This is a genomic window from Alkalispirochaeta alkalica DSM 8900 (genome assembly GCF_000373545.1).
Classification (GTDB): Bacteria; Spirochaetota; Spirochaetia; order DSM-27196; family Alkalispirochaetaceae; genus Alkalispirochaeta; species Alkalispirochaeta alkalica.
Window position 1 is genome coordinate 1 of the sequence record NZ_KB891708.1, and the last position, 26412, is coordinate 26412.

At 61.8% G+C, this 26412-nt stretch carries 22 protein-coding genes; 18 read left to right on the top strand and 4 right to left on the bottom strand.

Annotated elements, in window-relative coordinates:
* Positions 1-218: 218 nt before the first annotated feature.
* The 3 genes from B071_RS0108180 to B071_RS0108190 are packed head-to-tail and all read left to right on the top strand — an operon-like array spanning position 219 to position 2622.
* Positions 219-1796 (top strand): ATP-binding protein, encoded by a 1578-nt coding sequence (locus B071_RS0108180; RefSeq protein WP_438829655.1) that lies wholly within the window; start codon positions 219-221, stop codon positions 1794-1796.
* Positions 1793-2269 (top strand): chemotaxis protein CheX, encoded by a 477-nt coding sequence (locus B071_RS0108185; protein WP_018526617.1) that lies wholly within the window; start codon positions 1793-1795, stop codon positions 2267-2269. Before B071_RS0108180 ends, B071_RS0108185 begins: the two co-directional genes overlap by 4 nt.
* Positions 2266-2622, top strand: coding sequence for a response regulator (locus tag B071_RS0108190; RefSeq protein WP_018526618.1), 357 nt, complete (start codon positions 2266-2268; stop codon positions 2620-2622). The genes B071_RS0108185 and B071_RS0108190 overlap by 4 nt, the downstream gene beginning before the upstream one ends.
* A gap of 45 nt (positions 2623-2667) precedes the next feature.
* On the opposite strand, the gene B071_RS0108195 is transcribed toward B071_RS0108190, so the two are convergent.
* Positions 2668-3480 (bottom strand): helix-turn-helix domain-containing protein, encoded by an 813-nt coding sequence (locus tag B071_RS0108195; protein ID WP_438829654.1) that lies wholly within the window; start codon positions 3478-3480, stop codon positions 2668-2670.
* A gap of 300 nt (positions 3481-3780) precedes the next feature.
* On the opposite strand from B071_RS0108195, the gene B071_RS0108200 reads away from it, so the two are divergent.
* The 11 genes from B071_RS0108200 (at position 3781) to B071_RS0108255 (ending at position 15995) form a co-directional block, all read left to right on the top strand.
* The gene (locus B071_RS0108200) at positions 3781-5661 is read left to right on the top strand and encodes a TonB-dependent receptor plug domain-containing protein (protein WP_438829656.1); all 1881 of its coding nucleotides are present in this window, start codon (positions 3781-3783) and stop codon (positions 5659-5661) included.
* Between the two features lie 33 nt (positions 5662-5694).
* Positions 5695-6450 (top strand): HmuY family protein, encoded by a 756-nt coding sequence (locus tag B071_RS0108205; RefSeq protein ID WP_018526621.1) that lies wholly within the window; start codon positions 5695-5697, stop codon positions 6448-6450.
* Positions 6451-6499: 49 nt separating this feature from the next.
* A complete protein-coding gene (locus B071_RS0108210; RefSeq protein ID WP_438829657.1) occupies positions 6500-7144 on the top strand; it encodes a MotA/TolQ/ExbB proton channel family protein in 645 nt (214 codons plus the stop codon).
* On the top strand, positions 7113-7574 hold the full coding sequence (locus tag B071_RS0108215) for an ExbD/TolR family protein (RefSeq protein ID WP_083914685.1): 462 nt from the start codon (positions 7113-7115) through the stop codon (positions 7572-7574). Before B071_RS0108210 ends, B071_RS0108215 begins: the two co-directional genes overlap by 32 nt.
* A 33-nt stretch (positions 7575-7607) precedes the next feature.
* On the top strand, positions 7608-8375 hold the full coding sequence (locus tag B071_RS0108220) for a TonB family protein (protein WP_018526624.1): 768 nt from the start codon (positions 7608-7610) through the stop codon (positions 8373-8375).
* A 71-nt stretch (positions 8376-8446) separates the two neighbouring features.
* Positions 8447-9511, top strand: a complete 1065-nt coding sequence (locus tag B071_RS0108225; protein ID WP_018526625.1) for a FecCD family ABC transporter permease — start codon at positions 8447-8449, stop codon at positions 9509-9511.
* Complete coding sequence (locus B071_RS0108230; RefSeq protein ID WP_018526626.1) at positions 9508-10332, top strand: ABC transporter ATP-binding protein; 825 nt, start codon at positions 9508-9510, stop codon at positions 10330-10332. Before B071_RS0108225 ends, B071_RS0108230 begins: the two co-directional genes overlap by 4 nt.
* A 151-nt stretch (positions 10333-10483) precedes the next feature.
* Positions 10484-11830, top strand: a complete 1347-nt coding sequence (locus B071_RS16655; protein ID WP_083914691.1) for a coproporphyrinogen-III oxidase family protein — start codon at positions 10484-10486, stop codon at positions 11828-11830.
* Positions 11831-11855: 25 nt separating this feature from the next.
* Positions 11856-12893, top strand: coding sequence for an ABC transporter substrate-binding protein (locus tag B071_RS16660; protein WP_018526628.1), 1038 nt, complete (start codon positions 11856-11858; stop codon positions 12891-12893).
* A gap of 102 nt (positions 12894-12995) precedes the next feature.
* Complete coding sequence (locus B071_RS0108245) at positions 12996-13493, top strand: flavodoxin family protein (protein ID WP_438829658.1); 498 nt, start codon at positions 12996-12998, stop codon at positions 13491-13493.
* A gap of 1113 nt (positions 13494-14606) precedes the next feature.
* Positions 14607-15995: a DEAD/DEAH box helicase family protein gene (locus B071_RS0108255; protein WP_018526631.1), complete on the top strand. Its 1389-nt coding sequence runs from the start codon at positions 14607-14609 to the stop codon at positions 15993-15995.
* Here B071_RS0108255 and B071_RS0108260 read toward each other — a convergent pair.
* Positions 15983-18349 (bottom strand): patatin-like phospholipase family protein, encoded by a 2367-nt coding sequence (locus tag B071_RS0108260; RefSeq protein ID WP_083914693.1) that lies wholly within the window; start codon positions 18347-18349, stop codon positions 15983-15985. The genes B071_RS0108255 and B071_RS0108260 overlap by 13 nt on opposite strands.
* On the opposite strand from B071_RS0108260, the gene asnA reads away from it, so the two are divergent.
* The 4 genes from asnA to B071_RS0108285 all read left to right on the top strand — a co-directional run bounded on the left by asnA (position 18348) and on the right by B071_RS0108285 (position 23371).
* Positions 18348-19397, top strand: a complete 1050-nt coding sequence (asnA, locus tag B071_RS0108265) for an aspartate--ammonia ligase (RefSeq protein ID WP_018526633.1) — start codon at positions 18348-18350, stop codon at positions 19395-19397. The genes B071_RS0108260 and asnA overlap by 2 nt on opposite strands.
* Positions 19398-19503: 106 nt before the next feature.
* The gene (dctP, locus tag B071_RS16665) at positions 19504-20556 is read left to right on the top strand and encodes a TRAP transporter substrate-binding protein DctP (RefSeq protein WP_018526635.1); all 1053 of its coding nucleotides are present in this window, start codon (positions 19504-19506) and stop codon (positions 20554-20556) included.
* 1 nt (position 20557) lies between these two features.
* On the top strand, positions 20558-22216 hold the full coding sequence (locus B071_RS0108280; RefSeq protein WP_040587865.1) for a sensor histidine kinase: 1659 nt from the start codon (positions 20558-20560) through the stop codon (positions 22214-22216).
* Between the two features lie 30 nt (positions 22217-22246).
* Positions 22247-23371 carry a GGDEF domain-containing protein gene (locus B071_RS0108285; protein WP_018526637.1) on the top strand — a complete coding sequence of 375 codons (1125 nt, stop codon included), beginning with the start codon at positions 22247-22249 and terminating at the stop codon, positions 23369-23371.
* 61 nt (positions 23372-23432) lie between these two features.
* On the opposite strand, the gene B071_RS0108290 is transcribed toward B071_RS0108285, so the two are convergent.
* The gene (locus B071_RS0108290; protein ID WP_018526638.1) at positions 23433-24572 is read right to left on the bottom strand and encodes a sodium ion-translocating decarboxylase subunit beta; all 1140 of its coding nucleotides are present in this window, start codon (positions 24570-24572) and stop codon (positions 23433-23435) included.
* A gap of 12 nt (positions 24573-24584) precedes the next feature.
* Positions 24585-26408: a biotin/lipoyl-containing protein gene (locus B071_RS0108295; protein ID WP_018526639.1), complete on the bottom strand. Its 1824-nt coding sequence runs from the start codon at positions 26406-26408 to the stop codon at positions 24585-24587.
* Between the last annotated feature and the right edge of the window lie 4 nt (positions 26409-26412).

Genomic DNA, 26412 nt, shown 5'->3' on the forward strand with positions numbered 1-26412 from the left:
GGGAACCACACCGCTCCGACCCCGCCGCGATCAGGGAACTCGTGGACCAGTACTGGGAACCGGGCCTCTATACCCGGTGCTACCAGGACCGCAGCGAGTTTTCCCTCCTTTCGGACCCGTCGCCACAAGAGATGGACGAGGTCCTGCGGGAGATGCACAAGCACGGCCCGGAAGACATCTACCACTGCTCCTCCTGCGGGTACAACGACTGCTACGCCATGGCAAAGGCGATCTTCAACGGCATCAACCGCCCGCAAAATTGCCACTTCTACCAGAAAAAGGAAGTCAGCCGCCTCCACCAGGAACAGAAATCGATCATGGAAGACATGATCGAGCAGCAGAAGGAACAGGTCCGGCAGCGGACACGCTCCATCCAGAGTCTCCTCGATTTCTCGGGCCAGGGCTTTCTCTCCTTTGGTGCGGACCTGCGGGTCCGGCCCGAGTACTCCCGGGAGTGTCTCGAGATTTTCGGGAAGGAGATCGAGGGCGAGCATCTGGCTACCCTCCTCTACGACCAGCACCAGGATCGGGAGGATTTTGCCGACGCGCTGGAGCTGATCTTCACCGGGGCCTCGGCCCCCGACGTCGTCTTCGGTCTCCTGGACAAGGAGCTGGTAATTCGGGAAAAGCAGATCGAGATCGACTATCGTGCAATCGATGACAAGGTGATCATGTGTTCTCTGGTGGACGTGACGGAACGGCGTATGCTGGAAGACCAGATCGCCCGGGTGAACCAGCTTCGGGAGATGCTTCTCTCCGTGGTGATCAATCGGGACAATTTTGCTGCCCTGGTTCGCGAGGCGGACCGGCTCCTGGAGCATCTGAACGCCCTGGTCTTCCGGGGACTCGACCAGGCGCCGCACCATGCNCTGGAGGAAGTTATGCGGGAGGTTCACACCTTCAAGGCCAACGCGGGGTATCTCAAACTCCGGAAAACCGAGGCCGCCGCCCACGCCCTGGAGGACGCCCTGAACGATTTCATGGTCCTCGCCGACGCCCCCCCGGTTCAGGAGGGGCTGGAGGAGCTCTCCCGGCAGTACCGGCAGGAACTCTTTGCGGTGAAGGAAAATCTGGGGGCAGAATGGATCGCTCCCGACGAGACCCTGGTTATTCCCCGGCTTCAGCTTCTGGAGCTGGAGCACCAGCTTCGGGAACACCAGCTCCGGGACGAAGAAATTCACCCGGGGACCCTGGCCGATCATCTGCGGAAATTGCAGATGGTCCCCTTTGCCCCCCTGGTAGAGCGATTGCGCCGCCTCGCCCAGGACCTGGCATCGGGCCGGGGAAAGCGACTGGCCGATCTCCAGTTTCGGGGGGACAATTTTCTGCTGGANCGGGANCACTACCAGTCCCTCTCCCACGCCGCCACCCACCTGTTGCGCAACATGGTGGACCACGGGATCGAGCGTCCCCACCAGCGGGAACGGGCCGGAAAACCCGCCCAGGGGCAGATCACGGTGAGCAGCACCGTGGCAGAGGGGGTGGTCTCGCTCTCCTTTGAGGACGACGGGGCCGGGTTCGATACCGGGGCGATCGGGCGCATTGCCCGGGAGAAGGGGCTCCTCGGGGAGGGCGAGACGTGGGACACCGCGAAACTGCTGAAGCTGGTCTTCTCCAGTGGGTTTTCCACGGCAGGCCAGGTCTCGGCCGTGTCGGGACGGGGCGTGGGACTCGCTGCGGTGAAAGAAGAGGTCAAGGGCCTGGGGGGCCGGCTCTTCCTGAAGACGCGCCCCGGCAGGGGGTCCCGCTTTACCATAGTTATACCACTCCAGGAAGGAGTTCAGGAGGCACGATGAAAGCTGAGTACGCCAACGTCTTTATTACCAGCGCGGTCACGGTATTCCAGAAGGAACTGGGAATCAGGATGTCCCGGGAGAGTCTGGTCCGCAAGGAGGCTCCCCTGCCGGGATTACCCGTGGCCATTGTGATCGGCATAACCGGGTCGGTGCGGGGTCAGGTGGTCTATTCCCTGGACCAGAGCTTTGCCCAGGATATCGCCCACGTGATGATGCCCAACAAGCTTCCCAGCGAACTGCGAAAGCTCGTAAACAGCGCCGTGGGGGAGATCGCCAACATGGTGACCGGCCAGGCCAGCATCAAGCTGGCCGGACAGGACAACATCATCCACATCACACCACCGGCGGTCTTCACCGGTTCTGATCTGCAGGTTGATTTCCTGGAGGTACCCACGATCTGTCTCCGCCTTCTCTCGGAGATGGGGGTCCTGGAAATAAACATCGGAATTCTGGGTGATCAGGAGGGGCAATGAAGCGCGGGTTGATCGTCGACGATGCAGCGATCATGCGGGTCCGTCTGCGGGATATTCTGGAAGAGGCCTTTCAGGTTGTGGCCGAGGCGGGTGATGGCGCCGAGGCGGTACGGATGTACGAGAACCACCGTCCCGATTTTGTTACTCTCGACATCTCTATGCCCCACCAGAGCGGGATCATCGCCCTGGAAAAGATCCGCGCCCTGGATCCGGAGGCCAAAATTGTGATGGTCAGCGCTGTTGGCCAGAAACGGCAGGTGATCGAGGCCCTGCAGAAGGGAGCCTCGGACTTCATCATCAAGCCCTTCGAGGGCGACCGCGTCCTCCAGGCGGTTCACCGGCTTTTTCAGTAGAAGGGAAGCTCGAGGTTCCCTTCTACTGGTGNAGTTCGGGAGCGTTCAGGATGCCTGATCGTCGCTGGCGCAGTACCTGGCATACCTGCCGGGGCTCATGCCGCTCCAGCGGCGGAAGACCTTGCAAAANTGGGCCTGATCGCAGAAGCCCAGATCGATGGCCAGNTCTGTGAGGGACGTATACTGGCGGTTTCGGATGAGATGGCGCGCCCTGGAGCAGGTTCTGATCGCGGCGTATTCCCGGGGAGTGTAACCGGTGCAGCCCTTGCAGGCCCGCTCCAGATTTCTGAGAGAGCACCCCTGGCACCGGCTGAGACGGACAAGATCCCGTCTGCCGGGAATCTGCAATTCTTCCAGCTCCTCCAGGACATGCCTGTGAGCCAGNGCACTCCGATCGGGAGACGATCNGCTGACCAGACTCGTGAGATAACGCTGAACCCGATCCACAGCCTCGGAGGGTGACCCGGTAAGGCATTGTTCCAGCGCCTCCCGGTGGTTGATNGGTACCTCCCGGATCATTTCAGGCGAGGATGGTTCCTCCTGCTCCGGGGCACGAAGCGTGAGGGTACGGGCCGCTCCCGGTTTGAGACAGATCCCCACCAGCAACCCGATGCGGCTGAAGGAGACCCGAAGGGGCTCTCTGAGAGGCGGCGATGTCCAGACAGAAGGTGTCTGTTTCATATCTTCTGAGGTCAGGCCNACAGAGCAGATTCCCTGGTGGTGAATGAAGAGGAAGGTGTCCGTATCGGGCATGAGCAGCCGTTCTGTTCTGCCGGGGGATGAATACCCGGAGATACTCCAAATATAACGAAGGTATCCTTCGAGTTGTTCCCGAGGTTCGTATTTTCGATACTCCATAGGTGCATCTCGCCGCGGGTCGTGCCCGCCGGGCCCGGAACGGGCCCGAAAATTGTCGCCTTTGTACAAGTTCCCGCCAGGTGAAACCTGATAGGATCGCTCCTGAAATTAGGTATAACGAATATAGTTAGTTATGTCTACGATCCGTTGGGGGATGCTGTGATCAATACGTTGCGGGGGAGGATGTCTCTCCTGGTTGCTATAGGGCTTGTAATTACTCCGGCTCGTGATGCCGCGGGTGAAGAGATTCGGGAGGAAGAAGATCGGGGTCGCTACGAGATTGTCCTGGTTGAACCGGAGATGGAAGCGGACGAGATCGTCCTGGATGATATCACCGTAACCGCGCTGCGGGTCAGGAAGCGCCTGAAGGATACCCCGGTTTTCACCGAAGTGATCAGCAGGGACGACATTCAGCGATCCAACGCCTCGACCGTTTCTGAGGTACTGGAAAATCACGGCCTGATGTTCACCTCCAACGCCATGGGGGATTACATCACCATTCAGGGCATGGGGGGGAGCCGTGTACTCTTCCTGGTAGATGGACGGCGANTACCGGGCAGGGTCGCCAGGCGGTTGAATGGGGCAACTCTCCCCGTGGGTGACGTGGAGAGGATAGAGATCGTTCGGGGTTCGCAGTCGGCTCTCTACGGATCGGACGGAATCGGGGGAGTGATCAACGTTGTCACCGTGCCGCCTTCGGGGGATCGATCTCTTACCGTCCGGGTAAGAAATTCCGGGCTTCCTCCGTACAAAAACCCCGACGGGGACAAGAGTTCCTCCGGCGATGCATCGGCTTTTCGGGAGCAGACCGTGGTAGCCCAGGCCACTTTCTCTGCAGGGCCCCTGGAAAACCGGATAACCCTCGATGGAGGGAAGGGAGACCTCTACCTTGACGAGCGGGGGGCCCGCTCGATCCTCCCCGAATATCGTCGGATCAAGGCAGGATTTGAATCGCGTCTGCCCCTGGTTGAGGCGGGGGATCTCCGGTTCGGCGGAAGCCTCCTCTCGTTGCGTTCCGATGAACAGACAAACCTTCAGGGAAGTTTGAGTCGCCAGGATATCAGCCGCATCGAGGGGTTTGTCACGGGAGAGTATGTTCAGGGTGACCGGATATCGTGGCAGGGTCAGATCTACAACCACTATTACCAACGAGACCGGGAACAGTACTCGGGAATTCTTGGAACCTGGAGTTCGGGCGATACGGAGCGGGAAAATATCCTTGCAGGAGACCTCTACGCCACCCTGGACATACAGGAGAGTCTGATGGTTGTGGCGGGCATGGAGGCGAGCCTGAACACCATGGAACGGGACGTTTTGACCCTGGGAGGAAGGGGAGGAGAGGTTTCCCGTAATGGGCAGGCTCTGGTTGTGCAGGGGGAGTGGTATCACGAGGGGCAACATTCACTGGTTCTGGGCATGAGGGTGGAACGGGATTCACGGTACGGCTATGCAGCGGCACCCCGCCTGGCGGCCATGTATTACCTGGCAGAGGAACTTCGTCTTCTGGGAGGGCTGGGCCTGGGATACCGGGCTCCCGATTTCAACGATCTCTATCTGTACAATAACCAGATCTCGGCCATGCCTTATACGATTGCGGGGAATCCCGACCTTGATCCGGAATACAGCCTGGGGGGGAACCTGGGTCTCGAGTACNCTACCGGAACTTTTTTCTTCCAGGTCAACGCCTATTACACCGAGCTTTACCGGGAAATCATGTATCTCGATACCGGAAAAGAGGATTCCCAGAGCGGGAAGATCATATACCGGACGGAAAACCTGGATCGAAGTCTCCGGACGGGTCTGGACCTGGAGGGTCGAATCGGCTTGGGCAGGAGAGGATACCTCTCGGGAGCAGCGGGGTATCTCTTTGCCTACAACCGAAGCGAGACCACGGTGATCCGGGAGGAACCCTTTCTCACGGCCCGGGGCCGGGCGGGTTTTGACGATGCAGCCAGGGGACTCTCGCTCCGCTTGTCCTGCCTCTACTGGTCTCCCCTGGACCCTGATGAGAGAGGGAGCAGCGGGGATCACCGCTATCGCCTGGATCTACAGGGATCAANGGAGCTTGGTCGGGATCTCTCGATCTTTGCAGCGGTGGAGAANCTCACGGGGTACATCAACTCGAGCCTGGGNCCCTATTACGGACCCCTCTTTACGATCGGATTTGAGGCGACGTTCTAGAAAAATTGTGCGGTCGTCACGAAAGGAGTCAGAATGGAAGCAGTGATCAGGATGAGAGAAGGAGTATCTTCCTTCGGAAGGGGCATCCTCCTGGGGGTGCTTGGGGCGGCGCTGATGGTCCTGGCCGGATGTGATGCCTTCGATTCCGGGAGCAGCAGTTCCTCCCGGGGGTCACAGGGAACTGTGGCCCTGACAGTACCCGATGGAGGCATCCGGTTTGTCACCCTTGCAACGGGGAGCGTCTCTGCCAGTGGTGATGAAGACCTCGCCGCTACGGACCGGTGGGACCTGGCCCTGGACAGCGGAAGGTTTATCTATACCAACAGTGGTGCCACGGCGGAGCATTACGACTCCGGTGGCGCGGGTGGGGTGTGGTACACCGGCAAGACCAGTCTGGACGAGGTTCATTCCGTAACGGGAGCCACCTTTGAAGGGGGCTATAACACAGACGCCCTCCGATGGATCGACTACCCGGCGATGATGGGGGGGCCCCGCCAGGTCCGGATGAACGTAATGACCTACGTGGGGTACGACAACGAGCCTGGCGAGACTCCAGGCGGTACCGCCGACGGGAGCGAGAGCGACCCCTTCAGCGCGACCTTTCTCTATGACCGGGAGGAGTATTACTACAACGCCGGTGGAATGCCTCCAGATTTTCGCGTGAGAAACCGGGTGTACATTGTCCGGCACGGTGACGGAAGCGGGCACTCGGCGGTACAGGTTTCGGGTCTCGAAAACGGGGATGATTCTTCCCGAATCTACGAGCTGCGGTACAAAGCGTTGCAGTAGCTTCCGGGGAGGAGTGCGTATGGATTGGTTTATTCAGGGAGGGTGGCCCATGTACCCCATCCTGGTTTCTTCAGTCCTTGCCCTGGCTGTCTCCGTGGAGCGGACAATCTATTTTGTCCGCTCCANGGAGCGTCCGGAGGGGGTGATCAGAAACTGCAGAAGAGGTGCTATCGTCGATGGCCGGGGAGAGCTCTCCAGGCTGGCGAAGATCTACGACGCATACCGGGAGGAATCCCCGGAGGCCCTGGAAAGAGGTATATCCCGGGGGGCCTCCGCCATGATTCGGGAACTCAATCGGGGTCTCGGGGTGCTTGCGGCGATAGCCCACCTGGCGCCTCTCATGGGGCTCTTTGGAACGGTACTGGGGATGATCGGTGTTTTTCAGGGAATCGAAGCAAGCGGAGGGAGAGCCGAGATTCATTTCCTGGCGGGAGGAATCCGGGTTGCGCTGTTTACAACGGCGTTCGGTCTGATGGTGGCGGTGCCCTCCATGACGGCTTTTCATATCTTCCACAGCCTGTCCCGTCGCAGGGCTGAGAACATGGAAGATTTCCTTGATGATCTGAACGATTTTTTCGGGCGCTCCGTCTCTTTCGACGCCGAGAGGAGGAGCAATCAGGAAAGTGGCAGGGAGGCTCCCCGGGAGGAGTTTGACGAGGACTATGAAGCGGTTTGCACCGTCCAGGTATCATGATCACTCCAGGGCGGTGAGCATCGATATGACGCCTCTCATCGATGTGCTCTTCATGCTGCTGCTCTTTTTTGTTCTTACCTCGGTCTTTGTGGATCCGGCTGTGCCCGTGAACCTTCCTCTTTCCAGGGAAGACTCGTCCCTCCCGGGGGCGGTTCCCGATATCGCCATAACAGTTGATGGCGGGGGACGGTTAAGGGTGAACGGCGAGGGAGTCTGTCTTGAGTCGCTGGAGGGGTTCCTTTTCTCCTGGTTCGGGTCTTCCCGGGACGGCGCTGGGGGAGTGTCGCCGGTGGTCTCGATCCGGGGTGATGAGGGGGCCGCCTACGGGGTGATCTTTTCCGTGATCGATCTTCTGAAAGAGTTCGGTATAGAGCGAATCAATTTATCTCACCGGACCGGAGACGTCGCGGGAACCGATGAGATCTGGTGACCGATGAGATCCAGTGAAAGAGGAAGGGTGGCGATGCTTTTTTCGCTGGTGGTGCACGGCCTGGTTCTGGCTGGCCTGCCAGGNTTTTCCCGGGACGAGCAATCTGCTCCGGGAGAAGCTCGGGAGATATCTCTTGCAATAGGAGCCTGGCCGGAAGAGCCGGAGCGAGTTCCTGCCCCGGTCGGGTTCCCCGGGAGGGTACCCGGGGAACCCGACCGGGTGCTCTCCGAGCCGGAAAGCCAGAAACCCGAAGCCCGGGACAGCGCAGAAAAACCGGACCGGGAAGATCCTTCCGATCAGGAGGCGGATGTTCCCCGTGATCGCGAAGAAGANCCCGGCGAACCNGAAGAGCCTGGAAAGTCCNCAGAGGCCTCTGGTTCTCCCGGGGAATCTCCCGGTGAAGAGGCTCCAGACGGAGAAAATCTCTCCGAAGGCAGAGAAGCTGTGTCGGGTGAGGCCTCCCGGAATATNCCGGACCAGAGAGGGCCCGAACCACCCCGGGAGGATCTTCTGGAGCGCTACATCGGTCAGGTCCGAACGGGAATAGAGAAGGCCCGGCAGTATCCTCTGGTGGCNCGCCGGAGAGAGCAGGAAGGGACCGTGGTGGTCCGGTTCTCTCTCTCTTCGGCGGGAACGATCGTGGAGGGACCTGATATTCATAGTCCCTCCCGGTATCCAGCCTTGAACAGGGCTGCCCTGGAGGCGGTTATCCGTGCGGCTCCCTTTGCGGAGTTTTCCGAAGAGTTTCTGAGGGAGAGTATCACCTTTGTTGTGCCAATTCATTTTCGGCTGGAGATATAAGGTTCGGGCCCGGGGACTCGAAGGGCTGGGTGCTGTTTTCAAGGAGCGTGTGGTGTCAGGGAGGAAAAGCGATGGCTGAAGTTGCCCGATCTGCGGTTTCTGATCCGGGGCGATCCAGGTTCTCCGGAACTGCGGGATCACGGGGGTTTTCCCTGTTTCTCGTGATAGTCTTTCTGTCTGGTGGGGGCCTCTGCCTTCTGGGAGTGATGATCGGGGCCGTCCCGCTGGAGCCCGAGGTGGTTCTGCGGGCGCTGGTGGGCAGGTCACTTCCGGAAGAGGCTCAGGCCGCCGCCGTAATCTGGAGTTTGCGAGTGCCCCGGGTGATCATGGCCCTCCTGGTGGGAACCATGCTCGCCACATCGGGTACGGTAGTACAGGCGGTATTCCGGAATCCCCTGGCCGATCCCTACATTATCGGTATTAGTGCGAGCGCCGTGGCTGGTGCCGTNCTGGCCTATTCGCTGGGTCTCTCCGAGGTGTGGTACGGGATTATCGGTTTTTGCATAAGTCTGGCCACGGCGCTGCTGCTTTTCCGGTTTGCCGCGCGGGGAGACGGGCTCAGTGTGTCAACGCTCCTTATTGTGGGGGTAGCGGTCTCATCTTTTCTGGGAGCCATGACCTCCTTTGCNATGTACGCGATCGGGGAGGACAGTTACCGGATAATTGTCTGGACCATGGGATATCTGGGAGGTGCCACCTGGTCTCGTGTGGGGATCGCCTTTTTTCCAATGGTGCTGGCCACGACCTTTTTCCTGTATCGCCGCCATGAAATGGACGCCCTCATGTGCAGCGACGAGGAAGCTCACGCCATGGGCCTCAAGGTGGGAGCTCTGAAGAAAGAGCTTCTGGCGGTGAGCNCCCTGATTGTGGCCTTCTCCGTGGCCTTCTGCGGCATGATCGGCTTTGTGGGGCTCATCGTTCCTCACGCACTCCGGTTGATTCTGGGTCACTCCAATACGCGACTGGTGATCGCCTCAGCCCTGGGGGGAGGAGTCTTTCTGCTGGTGGCTGACATTCTGGCACGGACGCTTCTGGCTCCCACGGAGATCCCCATAGGAGTTGTGACGGCCTTCACGGGGGCGCCTTTCTTTATCGTTCTGGCCTGCCGTATGCGAAGTTCGGGGATGATCCTGTGACCTCCTGTGAGAAAAGAGCTGCCGGGATCAGGGTCAGAAACCTCTTTTTCGACTACCACCTCCGGCCCTGTCTCAAAGGCGTGGGACTGGATCTTCAGCCGGGAGAGATCCTGGGAGTTCTGGGCCCCAACGGATCGGGGAAGTCAACACTACTCAAAACGCTCTTCGGGCATCTCAAGGCTCGAGAGGGAGAGATTGAGCTTGCGGGTCTTCCCCTGGAGTCGCTGACACCCCGGGAGAGAGCCCGAAGGGTTGCCTTTGTTCCCCAGAACTCGGGGTTACGGGCTCCCCTGACGGTATTTCAGGCCGTTCTCATGGGGAGATATTCCCGGAAAGGATCTCGATTTGGCGGGTATAGCGGCAACGATTTCCGTTTGGCCGAGCAGGTTCTGCGGGATCTGTCCCTCAGCGAGTTTATTCACCGGCCGGTGACAGAGTTATCGGGCGGTGAATTCCAGAAAGTTCTTCTGGCCCGGGCTTTTGTCCAGGAGGCTCCTGTTATCTTCCTGGACGAGGCCACCAGCAATCTTGATATCCACCACACCCTCGAAATAATGGCAACCGTACAGGATAAGGTCGCCAGGGAAGGCCTATCGGTTGTGTCGGTTATGCACGATCTGAACCTGGCTGCCTCCTGGTGCGACAGGATCGCCATCATGAAAGAGGGGGCGGTCTTTGTTTGCGGGGACCCCAGGGAGGTGATCACCCGGGAAATTATACGGCAGGTTTACGGTGTCTCGCTGGTTGTTCACCACGACCAGGAGGGGATTCCCTACGTCCTCCCCAGGGTTTCCGCAACGAGGGAGGTTTCCTGTGCGTGAGATTCCCCGACGTCTGCGCTCGCACCACGAGGCCCAGCACGCCATCGCTGATCTGCTTTCGACATCGGGAGACCCCAGATCGGGGCACCCCCCGTCGGGCCAACGCCCTTCGGGCCACCATCGCCATGGTCCCGTTGCCGGAGGAGGTCAGATGCCCGGAAGAGCACCTTTGGTCGCTCATTTGCCCGGGGAAACCGGGGGTGATCCCTACGGGGCCTATTTCCACATTCCCTTTTGTGATCGCCTGTGCAGCTTCTGCAACCTGAACCGGGAAAAAATAGGGGGAGACCCAGGTAGGGTCTCCTCACGCGCCAGGGACTACGCAAGGGTGCTTCACTCCCAGATCGAAGAGTGTCAGGGCCACCCTTTTTTTGGAGAGGGCCGGGCCGAAGCGCTGTATTTCGGCGGAGGAACCCCCACGGTGCTCTCGCCGGAAGATTTTTCGGCGGTTCTCTCCTCGGCGGAACAGCTTTTCCGCTTTTCGTCGCAGTGTGAAATCACTGTAGAGACCACGCTTCACAATCTGGACGGAAAGATGCTGGATACCCTGGTGAGGGGTGGTGTGAACCGGTTAAGTCTTGGGGTTCAGACTTTCAGTGATCAGGGCCGAAAGGTCTTGGCTCGCAGCGGCGACGGTGACCATGCCCTTCGCCGGGTGGCAGAGATCAGGAAAAACTTTCCCGGAACGCTCTCGATTGATCTGATTTACAGCTATCCCGGTCAGACCCGGGAACATCTGGAAGACGATGCACGCCGAGCCATTGATCTGGGAGTGGATAGCATCAGCTTCTACTCGCTCATGCTCCAGAAAGATTCTCCCCTGGAGAAGAGTGTGCGCGTCGGTGCGATTTCCTTTGATCGCACCCTCGAAACGGAAGAGGAGCTTCATCAACGGTTTCTTTCCCTGCTCTACGGTGGCGGGTACGAGCTGCGGGAGCTGACGAAGGTTGTTCTGCCGGGACGAGATGACTACCGTTACATCGACTTGATGTACGGTGCCGGAAGTGTTCTCCCCTTTGGAACGGGAGCGGGCGGCCGGGTTCCCGGGAAAGGTCTCATGAGACCCCAGCCGGGAGTGGTCATGGTTGCTCCGCGATCGGAGGCGGAAGAGGCTGCGAACCGTCTTCTGGGGACGCTTCAGAGAGGAATCTACCGGCTCGAAGAGCTGGTGCCGGAGATGCTGATTATGACCCGCCGGGGAGGGCTCTCCCTGGAGGCTCCCCGTATCGAGGGGATAATCCTGGAGCACATTGACCGCTTCCGGAGGAAGGGTCTGCTGGATGGGTCTGCCCCGGAAGAGGCTCGCCTCACCGCGAAAGGTGTGTTCTGGGGAAACAACATAGCCGTCGATCTTCTTCGTGCTGTGCTCTCTCCTGACACATTTTGCAGCCCGGCGCAGAAAGAGGCCGATTGCGCGGCTCGTGGTGGGCCGCAAGTCAAAGCTGGAGTCAAAGCCGAAACCGAAGCCGAAGCCGAAGCCGAAGCAGTAAAGCGGTGAGCAGAAAAAAAGAAAGGAAAAACCGATGACGAGAAAAAAAAGAGCAGCCCTTCTGGCTCTGGGAATAATTGTTGCTACGGGAGGATTCTCTCTTGCTCTTCCCTCCCTGGCNCGGTGGGGTCTGAGCCCCGAGGCCCGCTCGGGAGCGTCCCCGGGAGGATCTTCCCCGGAACAGGGCGGAGGAAGCGCGGTTGTCCCCTCCGGACCGGCAGGGGCCGATAGCTCCTGGCGAAGAGTTCAGGAGGGNCAGGATGTGCACATCGTCGACAGCCTGGGGAACCGGGTTCCCCTGCGCTCCTATGGGGAGATTATTGTCCTCGCAGCGGGGGCGGTGGAAACGATCTTTGCTCTGGGCGGGGGTGACCGGATTATTGCCACCGTGGAGAGCCGTATACCGATTGCTCCCGCCGAAGAGACAGCCCGGCTGCCCACGGTGGGTACCGTTTCCCGGGTAAGTCTGGAGCACCTCCTGATGGCTGATCCGGATCTGGTGATCGTGGACCCCATGAATCCGGATTTAGCCGGGAGACTCTCTTCCCGGGGCATTCCCGCCCTGGTCTATAACCCTGCTTCGGTGAAGTCTATTCTCGAGCATACAGAAATTTTGGGTGATCTCACGGAAGCGGGCCCGGAGGCGAGGGAGGTGGTAAAAATTCTGGGGTCTTTGCTGGAGCAACGCCAGAGAGATCGGGAGGGGCAAACTCCCCTGCGAGGACTCTTTATTTATACGGCCCACCCCATGCAGGCCTTTGCCAGTACTTCCCTGGCGGGAGACATCTTGAGGCTTCTGGGGGTAGAAAACCTGGCTGACCCGCTTACGGGTGCGCGGCCGATCGTATCTCCCGAGTATCTCCTGACGGCCGATCCCGACTTTATCTGGGGTGCCATGAGTCTGCAGAGTGTGGACGATATCCTCCTGGCTGATCAGGCCGTGACGATGACGCGGGCGGGACGGGAAAACAATATCGCGATCATTCCTTCTACCATGATCATGCGTGCCTCGGTCCATCTTCTGGAAGAGATAGAGGGGCTNGCAAAAAAACTTCCGTCACCCCGGCCGTAGCGTTGGACCGTCAGGGAAGGTCAGGACCCCATAGTGCCGACAGGCTACGCACACAACGACATATGTACATAGGCAGATAGTGAGGAGTGAAAGATGAAAATCATGGTTGTTTATTCCAGCAAGACGGGAAATACCCAAATGATTGCCCAGGCCATACACCAGGAAATTCCCGGGGCAGAACTGTTCTCTGTGGAAGACGCGCCCTCACCGGAGGGTTTTGACCTGCTTGTTTTTGGATTCTGGGTAGACAAGGGTACCGCCGATGACGCAGCCCGGGACTATCTGCAGGGGGTGGGGACCACTCCTACGGCTCTCTTCGCAACCCTGGGAGCGTATCCCGATTCGGATCATGCCCGGGAAAGTATGGAACGGGCTACTGCTCTTCTTTCCGGGGCACCTCTGGCGGGATCCTTTATCTGTCAGGGTGCGGTGGATGTCAGACTCCAGGAGTGGATGANGAGTCTCCCCCCCGGACATCCCCACGGGCCTACCGAGGAGCGGTTGAGACGGTGGCGAGATGCTTCTACCCATCCCGACGAGAGGGATTGTGAGGCTGCCCGGGTTTGGGCACGAGGGTTGATTCGCGAGGAGAGATCCTGAAAGAGCCCGGTCCCTGCGGAGGCGGAGGAAATGTGCTATTCTTGGCACCGTGGAACAGTATCTCCTGAACTGGCCCGGGCGGGCCGATGCNCTGCGCCGCTCCCGGGAGCCGACCGACAGAGTCCTGCGACCCCGATGCCGGGAAAGCCTCCTCTTTGACCAGGCCCGGAACGTGGTGATTCAGGAGGAANCGCTCACCGCCCTGGCCCTTCTCCAGGAGAGCCTCCTGGAGCGGGTGACCCTGGTCAGCCTCGCNCTGCCCGCGCCCCCCCCAGGGTCCGGCGATCAGGGCCAGAACCACTCGGCCTGGCTCTCCGTGGCCTGTCCCCTCTTCAGGCTTGCCTGGAACCTTCTGCACCACCGGGGAGTCCTCCAGGTGGCGCTCCCCGCAGGGGAGGAGGTGCCGCTGCTCTTTTTGCTGGACGAGCTGTTTGGCGAGGAACAGCGGCTCTTTTCCTGGAGCGAGGGAGCCGGTCCGGGGAGAACCGTGCACTACTGCAAGAACGCCCTGGCGGGNACCACCCCGGACAGCCCCTGGCAGGAGCGGGAAGGGTGCCTCCTCGTCCTGGCCGATCCCGCAGCCCCCCGGAAAGCGGTGGCCCAGGTGGACCGGATGCTGGCGCACAACAGCCAGGACCAGGGCGAGCGATCCCTTNTGCTGATTCTCCCCCCCGGGGATGGNGAGACGCTGGAGCACCTGCGGGGCCGGGAGATGCCCTTCCGGCTGCTCCGGGGGGACACCGCCACCCTGGAGGAGCCCCTGGCGCAGCCTCCCGACGACCTTCAGCAGGATCTCCCCCTCCAGATCGAGAGGATCAAGCCCGGAAGAACCGCCGAGGATCTCCTCTTTCACGCCCTCCTGAGCAGGGGTATCCCCCCAGGGGTCCCCCTGGAACGGCAGCCCCTGGCGGGAGACACTCTTTTCTGGGCCGACCGTAACCGCCTCGCGGCCTGGTTTGGCCACACCCTGGAGGACCTGGTNCCGGACGAGATCGCCCGGCGCCGTCCCGGGGCAGCGATCTTTCGGGAGAGCGCCTTCACCGGAGAGGAGCACAAGCGGGCCCTGGAACACCGCTTTCGCCAGTCCTCGCCGGGTACCGTGGTGGGGTGGCTATGATCCCCCCGGTTTTTCCCCACCCGTCCCATCAGGAAGAAGCGCTGGAGGCCCTGATGGCTGGCGCCCTCTCCTCGCACCAGATCGCCCTGGAGATGGAGCGGGGAACGGGCAGCACCTACTGCGCGGTGCGGTTTATCTTCGAGCTTCACCGTCGGCGTGGCCAGAACCGCTTCGTGTTCCTGGTCCCCTCGCAGGAGCTGAAGGCCCGGGTGCTCGATCTCCTGGAGAACGCGGCAGACCATCTCTGCGCGCTCTATCAGCGCCGGGCCCGGTTCTTCGGGTACGACCCCCGGCAGCTGCACCGGCTGCGGGCCTTCGAACTCGAGGGGGGAATCTCCCTGATGGTGGCCACCTCGGGGGAGCTCTCCTCGTCCCGCCGGGACCACCGCCTCTTCTTTCAGGTTCAGGACCGGTTTCAGTCGCGGAGTCCCCAGGAGGTGATCAGCTCGGCCCGCCCGGTGGTGCTCTTCATGGAACCGCACCAGAAAAGTGCCGGTTCCGTGCGGGCGGCGCTGGAGCTGCTTCAACCCTCGCAGGTCCTGCTGATCTCCTCGATCCACCGCCAGGCCCTGCGGCCGGTCTACCGTCTGGATGCCCGGGCTGCCCGGGAGCGGGAACTCCTGAAACCCCTGGAGGTGGTACAGGCCCGGGACGCCTGCTGGACCTCCCGGATCAGCCGGGTGATCGAGGTGCACCTGCGCCGGGAACGGGCCCTTTTTTCCCGGGGTATCAAGGTGCTCTCCCTGATTTTTCTGGATGATGCAGAACTCTATTCCGACGCCCGCGACCCCCGGGAGCCGGGGCCTGGTCTGGCCTTTTTCCGGAAGGAATACCGCCGGCAACGGTGGCGGCTTCTGAAGAGCCTGGCCACGAACGACCCCTACGGGGCCTACCTGCGATCCCTGGCCACGACGGACACGGCCCGGGGGTACTTCCCCCGCGACCCCAGGACGGGTTTCCCGGTGAACCCGAAACCGAGGAGAGGGGGGCTCTCGGCAGCTTCGGGCTGCACCGACATCACCGTCCTGGAGGAGATCCTCCGGGACCGGCGACGGCTCTGCGGTCTGGAGGAGCCGGAGCGGTTTCTCTTTACCCACGCGAGCCTCCGCGAGGGGTGGGANCATCCCAATGTCTTCGTGATCGCCCGGATCAGCCGGGTCAGTCTGGCGAGTCGGCTCGGCCCGGACGCGGCCCCCCTCTCGCGGCGCGACGAGGCCAGTTGTGGCTGGGGNCTCGCGCTGGATCAGGAAGGGGTGCCCCGGTTCATCGCCGACGCTCCCCTGACCCTGGTGGTCGCTCCCGGTCAGGTCGGCCCGGTGGACCCCCTCCTCGATCCGGCCGGGGACTCCGGGACGAACCCCGGGGAACGGTCCTACCAGTCGTAACCGGTGCCCTCCATGGTATAGGCGGGACCGAGCTCGATAAAAGTCATGAGGCGGCCCTCGCTGTTCAGGGCNGTNCCGATATGAAGGGCCCCCAACACGGTGTTCAGGGCGAGTCCGGCGTGGACGCCCCAGCGGTAATCGGCGTCCTCCCGGAACGTCTCGGGTTGTTCCGAATGAATTCCCCCGTACTGACCTCCTGCCACCAGATAGATCCGGTCCCCCACGGCCAGGGGGAGTCGGCCCACGGCGATGCGTCCGTCGGCTCCGGCCACGGCAAAATGGCGAGCCTGCAGCTCGTGGTAGTAGTAGCCGTACCAGTTCTCCACCCCGCCCAGGAAGAACCGTTCGTATACCGCCGCCCCCGTGGAGGAATCGGAGCCACCCCGGGCAAGAGCCTGGAGGGTGACNCGCCTGAGGGGTGTCCAGTAGCGCCGGGCCGAGAGAGTCCCCAGGTGAACGAACTTCTCCTGNTCCTCGTCCCAGTGGATTCGGTGGGCGATACGCGTTTCTGATCCACGTCGGGGAAAGAGATCCCGGTCCAGGGTNTCCCGGTCGAACTCGAAGCGGCCGCCGTAACGGGCACTTCCATCAAAATCGAACTCTGCGATCCGGCTTCCCTCGAGGCGCTGCAGGGTGAGCCACTCGGCAAAGGCGGCAGCCCGAAACTGCCAGTTCTTGCTGATGCGGGCAGAGATCCCCAGCTCGGCACCAAAGCGCCGCCTGAGATAAAAGGATTCTACCGAGCGTCCATCGTAGAAGGGCATATTCTCCGAGAGCGCATAAACGGCGGGGGTAATGAAGAACCAGGGAGTAAAGGGTACCTCCAGGGCAGCCCTGGCGCTGGCGGTGCGCGAGAACCAGCTCTCCAGAATCCATCGGGGCGCGCCATCACCGGGATCGTAGGTGTAGCGCAGGTGGGTCATGGCCATGCCCAGGGAGTTCTCGATCAATTGACCNCGCATACCGATCCCCACGGAGAGGGACGAGCTGGGAATCTCCTCGGGCGAAGCCAGAATCACCACCTCGGATCCCCCCACCACATCGTAGGAGATGGACCGGAAGAGACCCGTGTGGTAGAGGCCGTANACATCCTCCTGAAGGCCCCGGAGGGTGGTCTCCGTCCCCATGAGGGATTCCACCAGTTCCTCCAGGAGCAGGTACGCCCCCGGGTTAAACTGACGGGTNGANTCCAGAATGATGGGGGGCACCTCGTAGCGAGCCGACGCGATGCGCAGGGGCAGATCGCTCTCGGGGCGGGTTGTCAGGGGCGGCGCAAACCCCCGGGCTCGATGGATCTCCCGGGCAAGCTCCTGGAGTTCCTCCATCTGCTTCTCCGCCGCCTCGCGGCCGCGCTGGATCAGGAGGGGGGCCTGGGTAAAATCGGCGGGCCCCAGCCCCTCCAGGTCGGGGGTAATCACCAGATCGGAGAGCGCCAGATGCTCGTCGAGCATCTCCTTGCGCATGATCAGCATGGACTGGTCCAGAATATTACTGATCGAGCGGAGTTCCTCGGGTTTGCTCCGCATGGCGCTGAGATTTATGGTGATCACGATGTCGGCCCCGAGACTGCGCGCCACATCGACGGGNACGTTGTTGATGATTCCCCCGTCCACCAGATAGCGCCCCTGATAATAGACGGGGCTGAACGCTCCCGGTACGGAGAAGCTGGCCCGGATCGCCGTTTTCAGATCCCCCTCGGTGAAGACCACTTGCTCGCCCGTGANCAGGTCGGCCGCCACGATAGCCAGTTGCCGGGGAAGATCCAGAAAGGAATCGGTCAGGGCCTGGGCGCGCAGAAGATCGTCCAGGTACTCCACCACCCGCTGGGCGCTGGACATGCCCGAGGGCAGAAGCAACTCTCCCTCGCGGAACTTGATCGTTCCCCGGAAGGCCCGGCGTTGTCGGCGGTCGGTGTACCCCAGCTGGAGCCGGTCGGGGGCGTCAAAGAGAACCTCGTTCCAGTCGGTGGTNTCGGTGATCGCCACCATCTGGTCNGCCCGGTACCCTGCGGCGTAGAAGGCCCCCACGATGCTTCCAATGCTGGTTCCGGCCACGATATCCACGGGGATGCCCAGGGCCTCGATCGCNTCCAGGACACCCACGTGGGCAAAACCCAGCGCCCCTCCGCCTGCCAGAACCACCGCCACGGTGGGGCGCGGCGGTTCCGAGGNCCTCGCCGGGAGGGCGGAAAAGAAGCCGATCAAAAGGCCGATTGCAAGAATCCGGCACAGCCTGGGCTGGTTCATGGTACCTCCAAATCTATCGCAACAATCGGCGCTGGCGCAACGACCGGCGCTGGCACAACAACCAAAGACGGTAAACGTAACGAGGCCATTATGATACACTCCCCCCATGGAGAGTTCCCAGTCTACCCTTATTGTACCACCCGGGTACCGACCCCTTCTGGACCCCCGCCACACCGAACGGGCGATCCAGAAGATCAAGGAGGCCTTTCAGACCAGTCTGGCCTACGAGCTGAACCTGGTTCGCGTCACAGCCCCCCTTTTTGTACGCGCTCACCAGGGTATCAACGACGATCTGAACGGCCTTGAGCGTCCCGTACGGTTCCAGGTGGGTGGCCTCGGCAACGAGGAAGCCGAGATCGTTCAGTCCCTGGCCAAGTGGAAGCGCCTTGCCCTGGCAGACCTGGGCTTTTCCCCGGGGGAGGGGATCTACGCCGACATGAACGCCGTTCGTCCCGACGACACCATGGACAACATCCACTCCCTCTATGTTGACCAGTGGGACTGGGAGCTGGCGCTGGAGCCCGGGGAACGGACCCGGGCCGTGCTGGAGCGGGTTGTCCGGACGGTCTACGACGTCATACGCCGGACCGAACGGTATATCTGCCACGAATACGAGGAGCTCTCCCCGCAGCTGCCCCGAGAGATCACCATCGTCCATGCCCTGGATCTGGCGCGGCGGTATCCCGGGCTCTCTCCCAAGGAGCGGGAATACCGGCTGTGCCGCGATCACGGCGCGATCTTCATCANGGGGATCGGNGCTCCCCTGGGGGACCTCCCTCCCCACGACGGACGTGCCCCGGACTACGACGACTGGACCACCGAGACCGCACCGGGCTATCGGGGTCTCAACGGAGATATCCTGGTCTACGACGAGGTTCTGGATATCCCCCTGGAACTCTCTTCCATGGGAATCAGGGTGGACCCGGTGGCGCTGGAACGGCAGCTCGAGATATCGGGAGCCACCGATCGGCGGGAACTCTATTTTCACCGGCGTCTCCTGGCGGGAGAGCTTCCCGCCTCGATCGGCGGAGGAATCGGTCAGTCCCGGCTCTGTATGTTCTATCTGCGCAAGGCCCACATCGGCGAGATCCAGTCGGGGCTCTGGCCCCGGGAGATGGCCCGGGCCTGCCAGGAGGCGGGAATCCCCCTGCTCTAGGGCAGGGCGTGGCCCTTCTCGGGCGCGGTTCCCCCAACCCCCCTTCGGGACCAGGCGATCAGGAAAAGGCCTTGCAGGAATCCCCCCGGGAGGGGACAATAGAAAGGTGAAGACAGCACCGATCCACCTTTTCGTCCTGGCGTTCCTGACCCTTCTGACGCTCCCGGAATTTCTTCCGGGAGGGGGCACCCTCTGTGCATCGGAGCCCCGGCCCTTCCGCATTTCTCTGGAAAACGCCCCGGATCACCTTCAGGTCCTGGCGGTCAGGAACTTCGCCAGGCGTCTGCGCCAGGAGACGGGGGGAGCCATCGCAGCCGAGGTCTTCCCCTCGGGGACGCTCTTTCGCGACCGCGACGTGGTGGAGGCCCTCCATCGCGGGGTTGTGGAGATGGCTGTCCCCGGAACGTGGCAGCTGGACCGGTTCGTGCCGGACGTGGCGGTCTTTCTGCTCCCCGAGTTCTTCGGCCGGGAGCTCTCCTTTGTTCACTATCACGCCGACGGCCCCCTGGGCGCAGAGATAAACCGTCGGCTCGAGTCTCGCCTCTCCGTGGTTGTGCCGGGTCGCTGGTTTGATCTGGGTCACGGGCACCTCTTCTTTCGTCAGGGCCCGGTCAAGGACCACGCCGACCTTCAGGGACTGGTGATCCGCGTTGCCGGGGGGCTCGCCAACGAACTGCGCATCAATGAACTGGGAGCGCAGGCGGTGACCATCGCCTGGGGCGAGGTTCCCCGGCGGCTGGACCGGGGTCAGATGGATGGTCTCCTCACCACCTTCGAAACGGTGCGTACCGGCGGACTCCAGGAGCGGGGAATCGGCTTCGCCCTGGAAGATTTCCAGTACATGCCCCAGTATATCCCCCTGGTGAACCGACGGACCTGGGAATCTCTTACCAGGGAGGAACAGCAGCTCTTTCGGGAGCTCTGGGAAGAGGAGGTTCGGCACCAGCGCCAGGCCGCCGTCCTGGCCCAGGAGACGGCCCGGCGCGAACTGGTGCGGCAGGGGCTGGAGATTCACCGGCCGGAACCTCGGCAACAGGAGCAGACCCGAGGCCGCCTGATGGAGGCCCAACCGGACTTTGCCCGGCGTCTGGGAATAGACCCCCTCCTTCTGGAGATCCTTCAGGGCTCCGCCGGGGGGTACGAACCGCCGGGGCTGTGATATGAGCAGGACATCCCGTACGAACCGGCGAGAGGGACCGCCTCCCGATATGCGGCTTGCCCTGGGAGTTTTCATCGGAGCGGTGATCGCCGTGGGGCTCTTTGTGACGGTTGATCTGGTTTTGAGCTACCGCAGAGCTGTGACTCAGGCCGAGGAACTGGCGCTCATTCAGGTGCAGCTGGTTGAACAGACCCTCACGAATCATCTTGCCGAGGTTCGGCGGGGGCTCGCCGGGGCGGCCCGGGAGGCGGATCTTCTGGCCGGCGCCGGTTCGGGGATCGACGACGAGGCCGCTGCGGGCAGGCTCCTGGCGGAGTATTTTCTCTTTCTTGAGGCCGTGGCAAACGCCGGCTTCTACGACTCCCGGGGGAATCTCCTGGCGGTACTGCGCCGCAGTGAACCACAGATGCCCCGGGAATGCCATCTCTGTCCGGCCTTCGGGAATAGCCACCATTTTCCTGGTACCGACACACCCGGGGAAGGGCTCCTCTGGTTTGCCCACCGCAGCCATGAGGGATCCCGACTGAAAGCTGTGGTCGAGGAATCGTATCTCACCAGAACCCTCCAGATGATATTGGGAAGCACCATGGGCGGGGTTCTCTTCTCCCGGGAGGGGGATGTGGTGGCCCGGTGGGGTGACCCCCGGGGACACGCTGCGGCCCTTCGGGCCGACCAGGGCCAGGGGATAGATCAGGCCCTCTTCAGCGGTCGCCGGGAGGGTTCCCTGGTTGCGGTTACCCGGGCCAGGAGTCTTCCCCTGGATGTGGCGGTGGTTCTGTGTCCCGTGTTCTTTCTGGGGCAGTGGCGTTCCCGGGTAATAGTTCTGCTCCTGGTTTCAGCGATCTCCCTGGCCGTCCTGGGGTGGTTTCTGCGGGCCGTTCACCGCAGGGCCGCCCAGATCTGGGAGGATCGGGGGGCCAGGGCCCTGGCCCGGGAGCGGGAACTCCAGCTCAGGGAGACCCACCATCGGGTAAAGAATCACCTGGCCGTGATCGACAGTATCATCTCCCTCCAGGTTACCCGAAGCAGCGACAGCGCGATACGGCACCTCCTGCAGGATCTGCGCGGCCGGGTTGCGGCGATCTCCCTGATCCATTCCTCGCTCTACCAGGCTGAGGACCTGGGGCGAGTGGTCTTCCCGGACTATTGTAACGCCCTGGTCCGGTCCATTCGTCAGGCCTGCGGAGACCCGGGCGAAGCGGCAGATATTCGCCTGGAGGTCGAGGATATTCCCCTTCCCCTGGAAACGGTCAAGCCTCTGGGGCTGATTATTCAGGAGCTGGTGATGAACGCCTTCAAGTACGCCGGGGATTCCCCAGGGCTCGTGGTACATCTCCGTTTTGGTCGGGACGGATCAGCCCCGGGCGCCCCGTCCGAACCGGCCAACTCACCCGAACCAGCCAACTCACCCGAACCGATCGATCCGGCTCAGCGGATCACCCGGGAAAAGGGGAAGAACCAGGAAGACCAGGCCGGCCAGCCGCGCCTCCACCTGGTTATCAGCGACAACGGGCCCGGCTTTCCCGATGATTTTGACCCCTCCAGGGGGTCTTCCCTGGGAATGCTTCTTGTTGAGGCCCTGGTGGACGATCTGGAGGGAGAGATGATTCGGTGGAATCACGAGGGAGCGCACATAAAAATCATTTTTTCTCTCCCGTAGTCACCTCTTTTCAGCTATACTCCAAATGTCATGGAACAGGATCAGGTTCTGTCGGTATACGGAGCACTTCACGATACGGGAGCGCTGAAGCAGCTCGAGGAATACCGGAACAAGGCCGACCGGCTTCAGCAGCTGGTGAACCAGTCGGTTGAACTCTTTACCCGTCGCACCGAGGAAGACCTGGTCTCCTACGTAGTAACCTCCCTGCTCCAGGCCTTTGTTCCCCGTCACGTCGCGGTCTTTCTGGATCCCCTGGAGTACAAGGCTCCCGTGAAAACCCTCTATTACCGCAACCTGAAACCGGAAGAGCCCCCGGTGAGGCTGGCCTCGATCGACTGGCTCGAACCGGTGCTGGAGACCTCCCAGGAGGCGGTCTCCTTTACGGCGGTTCTGGCCGCTGCGCCCCGGGAGGCTGAAGCGCTTCGACCGCTGGACCCGGAGCTGGTGGTTCCCCTGTTGGGGCTCAACGGACTCTACGGGGTGGTGGTTATCGGCGCGCGCATCCTGGACGATCCCTACACCGAGGAAGAACTCAGGTATATCAACCAGTTCTTTGTCTTTGCCTCGATCGGTCTCCAGAATATTCTCCACTACGTGAGCGCCGTGACGGACTACAAGACCCGCCTCTACAACCACTCCTTCTTCAACCAGCGCTTGATGGAGGAAATCCAGAAGGTCCGGCGCTACGGGGCGCGCTTTGCCCTGCTGGAGATCGACATCGATCACTTCAAGCGGCTGAACGATACCTACGGGCACCTGGCAGGCGACGAGGTGCTCTATCAGTTCTCCCGGATTCTGGAAAAATCGGTACGGACCGAGGACGTGGTATCCCGCTACGGGGGTGAGGAGTTTCTGGCCCTGCTTGTGGAGTGCCCGCCCCGGGACACCCTGGCCGTGGCAGAACGGATACGGCGCGCTGCCGAGGAGCGGGTCTTCTCCTTTCGGGGTGAGGACATCCGCATGACCGTGAGTGTGGGGGTAACCTACAGCTATTGCGCCGGTCTGGAAGAACCGGCCGACGTGATCGCCCGGGCTGATTTTGCCCTCTACGAGGCAAAGGAGCGGGGCCGCAACCAGGTGTGTACCTGTCGCCCCGGTCTTCTGGGGGTCGCCCGCCGCAGGCGTCTGGCTCGGCAGGCCGAGGCGGGGTGCTAGAGGGGCCCGACCAGGCAGGCCCCCCAGAATCAAACTCCAGAATCAGACCCCGAACCAAAACTCAGACAAACACCGCCAGGAGGATTCCCGCCGCAACGGCCGAGCCGATAACCCCGGCCACGTTGGGACCCATGGCGTGCATCATCAGGAAGTTTCTGGGGTTTGCTTCCAGCCCCACCTTGTTCACCACTCGGGCAGCCATGGGCACCGCCGACACCCCCGCAGCACCAATCAGGGGGTTTACGGGAATACGCGAGACCTTGTTCATCAGCTGAGCCAGAAGGACCCCCGTCATGGTGCCGATGGCGAAGGCCACCAGCCCCAGAACCACGATCCCCAGGGTCTCGATCCTCAGGAACATGGCCGCCTCCAGCTTGGACCCCACAACCAGACCCAGGAGGATCGTCACGGTATCAATAAACGGTCCCTGGAGGGTCTTGGAAAGCCGGTCGGCCACGCCCGACTCCTTCACCAGGTTGCCGAACATGAGCGCCCCGATCAGGGGTGTTGCCGTGGGCAGCAGGAGGATACACAACGCCAGGGTGAGGAGGGGGAAAATAATCTTCTCCACCTTGGTGACCTCCCGGAGCTGCTTCATCACGATCGTGCGCTGCTCCGGCGTAGTGAAGGCCCGCATGATGGGAGGCTGGATGATCGGCACCAGCGCCATATAGCTGTAGGCCGCCACGGCGATGGCCCCTACCAGATCGGGAGACAGCTGGGAGGAGAGGAAAATCGCCGTAGGTCCGTCGGCACCGCCGATGATCCCGATCGATGCGGCATCCTGAAGGGAGAAATCGAACCCGGCGTAGACACTCAGCGCAACGGCACCCAGAACGGTAGCAAAGATGCCGAACTGGGCCGCCGCACCCAGGAGGGCCGTGCGGGGGTTGGCGATGAGCGGGCCAAAATCGGTCATGGCACCCACCCCCATAAAGATGAGGAGCGGGAAGATTCCCGTATCGAGGCCCACCATGCTGATCATCCCCAGAAAACCCTCGGGCCCGGCGATGGCTGCCACGGGAACGTTGGCCAGGATGCCCCCGAACCCGATGGGAAGCAAGAGCAGGGGCTCAAAATTCTTTGCCACGGCCAGGTAGATCAGTACCAGGCTCACGGCGATCATCGCAAGCTGGCCTCCCGTGAAGGCCACCAGACCGGTGGCCTGCCAGAGGCTGTAAACAGACTGTGAAAAATCCATGGACTACGCTCCTCAGGACGCGGTGGGGGTGATGGTGAGCAACTTCTGATCTGCCACCACGTGATCGCCGTCAGAGACCTCGATGGATCCCACCACACCGGCAACCTCGGCCTCCACGTTCATCTCCATCTTCATGCTCTCCATGAGCATCACAGGCTGGCCCGCCGCCACGGAATCTCCTGCCCGCACCAGCGCCTTCAGAACCACGCCGGGCATGGGGGCCGTTACCGCCACCGCCTCGCCCGAAGGTGTCGCAGCACCACCCGGAGCGGGGGCGCCCGCAGCGGAGTCCTGCTCCACCTTGAAGGGATAACTCGTGCCGTTCACCGTGGCCGTTCCGCCCTGGACCTTCACGGTGTAGCGCTCGCCCTCCAGGGTAACGGTGTAGGTCCCGTCGCCGCCTCCCGACGAAGTCCCGGCAGCCTGCGCGGCGGGAGCCTCGTTCTTGCGAACCTGAAGCTTGCCTTCGCCCTTCAGGAAGGCGATTCCCCGGTCCTTGCAGGTAGCAGCAATAAAGACGTTCTCGTCGGTCATCTCCAGCCCCGCCTCTTTCAGCGCGGCCTCGGCAGCGGCCCGGCCCTTTTTGGGGTCCCGGTCGTTCAGGACCCGGGGGCTCTCGGTGGTGGGCTCCATCTGGAGCTGCTCCCGGGCGACCGCAACGATCTCCGGATCCGGCTCGGTGGGGGTCTTGCCGTAGTAGCCCAGAACCATGTGGCCGTAGCCCTCGGCGATCTTTGCCCAGGGGCCAAACATAACGTTGTTGAAAGCCTGCTGGAAGTAGAACTGGGAAACGGGCGTCACCGACGTGGCAAACCCACCCCGGGCAACAACCTCGCGCATGGCATCAATCACATCAGGAAAGCGGTCCAGCACGTTGTGGTCGCGCATCATCTGGGTATTCGCCGTGAGCGCACCACCGGGCATGGGCGAGAAGGGGATCAGGGGCTCCACAGCCAGCGCCTCGGGCGGCATGAAATAGTCCTTCATGCAGTCCTTGAAAACCTCCTCCGCCTCCAGAACCTTGTCGATATCGATATCCAGGTCAAAGTCGGTACCCCGCAGGGCGTGCCACATCACCATGACATCGGGCTGGGCCGTCCCCCCCGACACGGGAGCCATGGAAAGATCGATCCCGTCCACACCCGCCTCAAGAGCCGCCTTATAGGTAAGCGTGGCCGTCCCCGCCGTATCGTGGGTATGGAACCGGGTGGGAATATTCCCGGGCAGACGCTGTTTGGCAAGCTTGATCGTCTCGTAGACCACCTTGGGCGTAGCCGTCCCCGAAGCATCCTTGAAAACCAGGGAATGGAAGGGAATATCGGCCTTCAGAATCTGCTGCAGCGTGGCATCGTAGAACTCTGCCGTGTGAGCGCCTGAAAGCCCCGGGGGAAGCCCCATGAGCGTGATGGCGATCTCGTGCTGGAGCCCCGCCTCCTCGATACAGCGGCCGCTGTAGTCAAGATTCTCCACATCGTTCAGAGCATCGAAGTTACGGATCGTGGTGATCCCGTGCTTCTTGAAGAGCTCGGCGTGGAGCTTGATCATATCGCTGGGCTGGCTCTCCAGCCCCACCACGTTGATCCCCCGGGCCAGGGTCTGGAGATTGGCATCGGGCCCCGCCGCCTCGCGGCAGGCATCCATCATCTCGAAGGCATCTTCGTTACAATAGAAGTAGAGCGACTGAAAGCGGGCGCCACCGCCCACCTCAAAGTGGCGAAGGCCGGCGCGGGACGCCGCCTCCAGAGCAGGAATGAAATCCTTTGTCAGAACCCGGGCCCCGTAGACCGACTGGAATCCGTCCCGGAAAGCCGTGATCATTACATCGATTTTCTTCATGAAA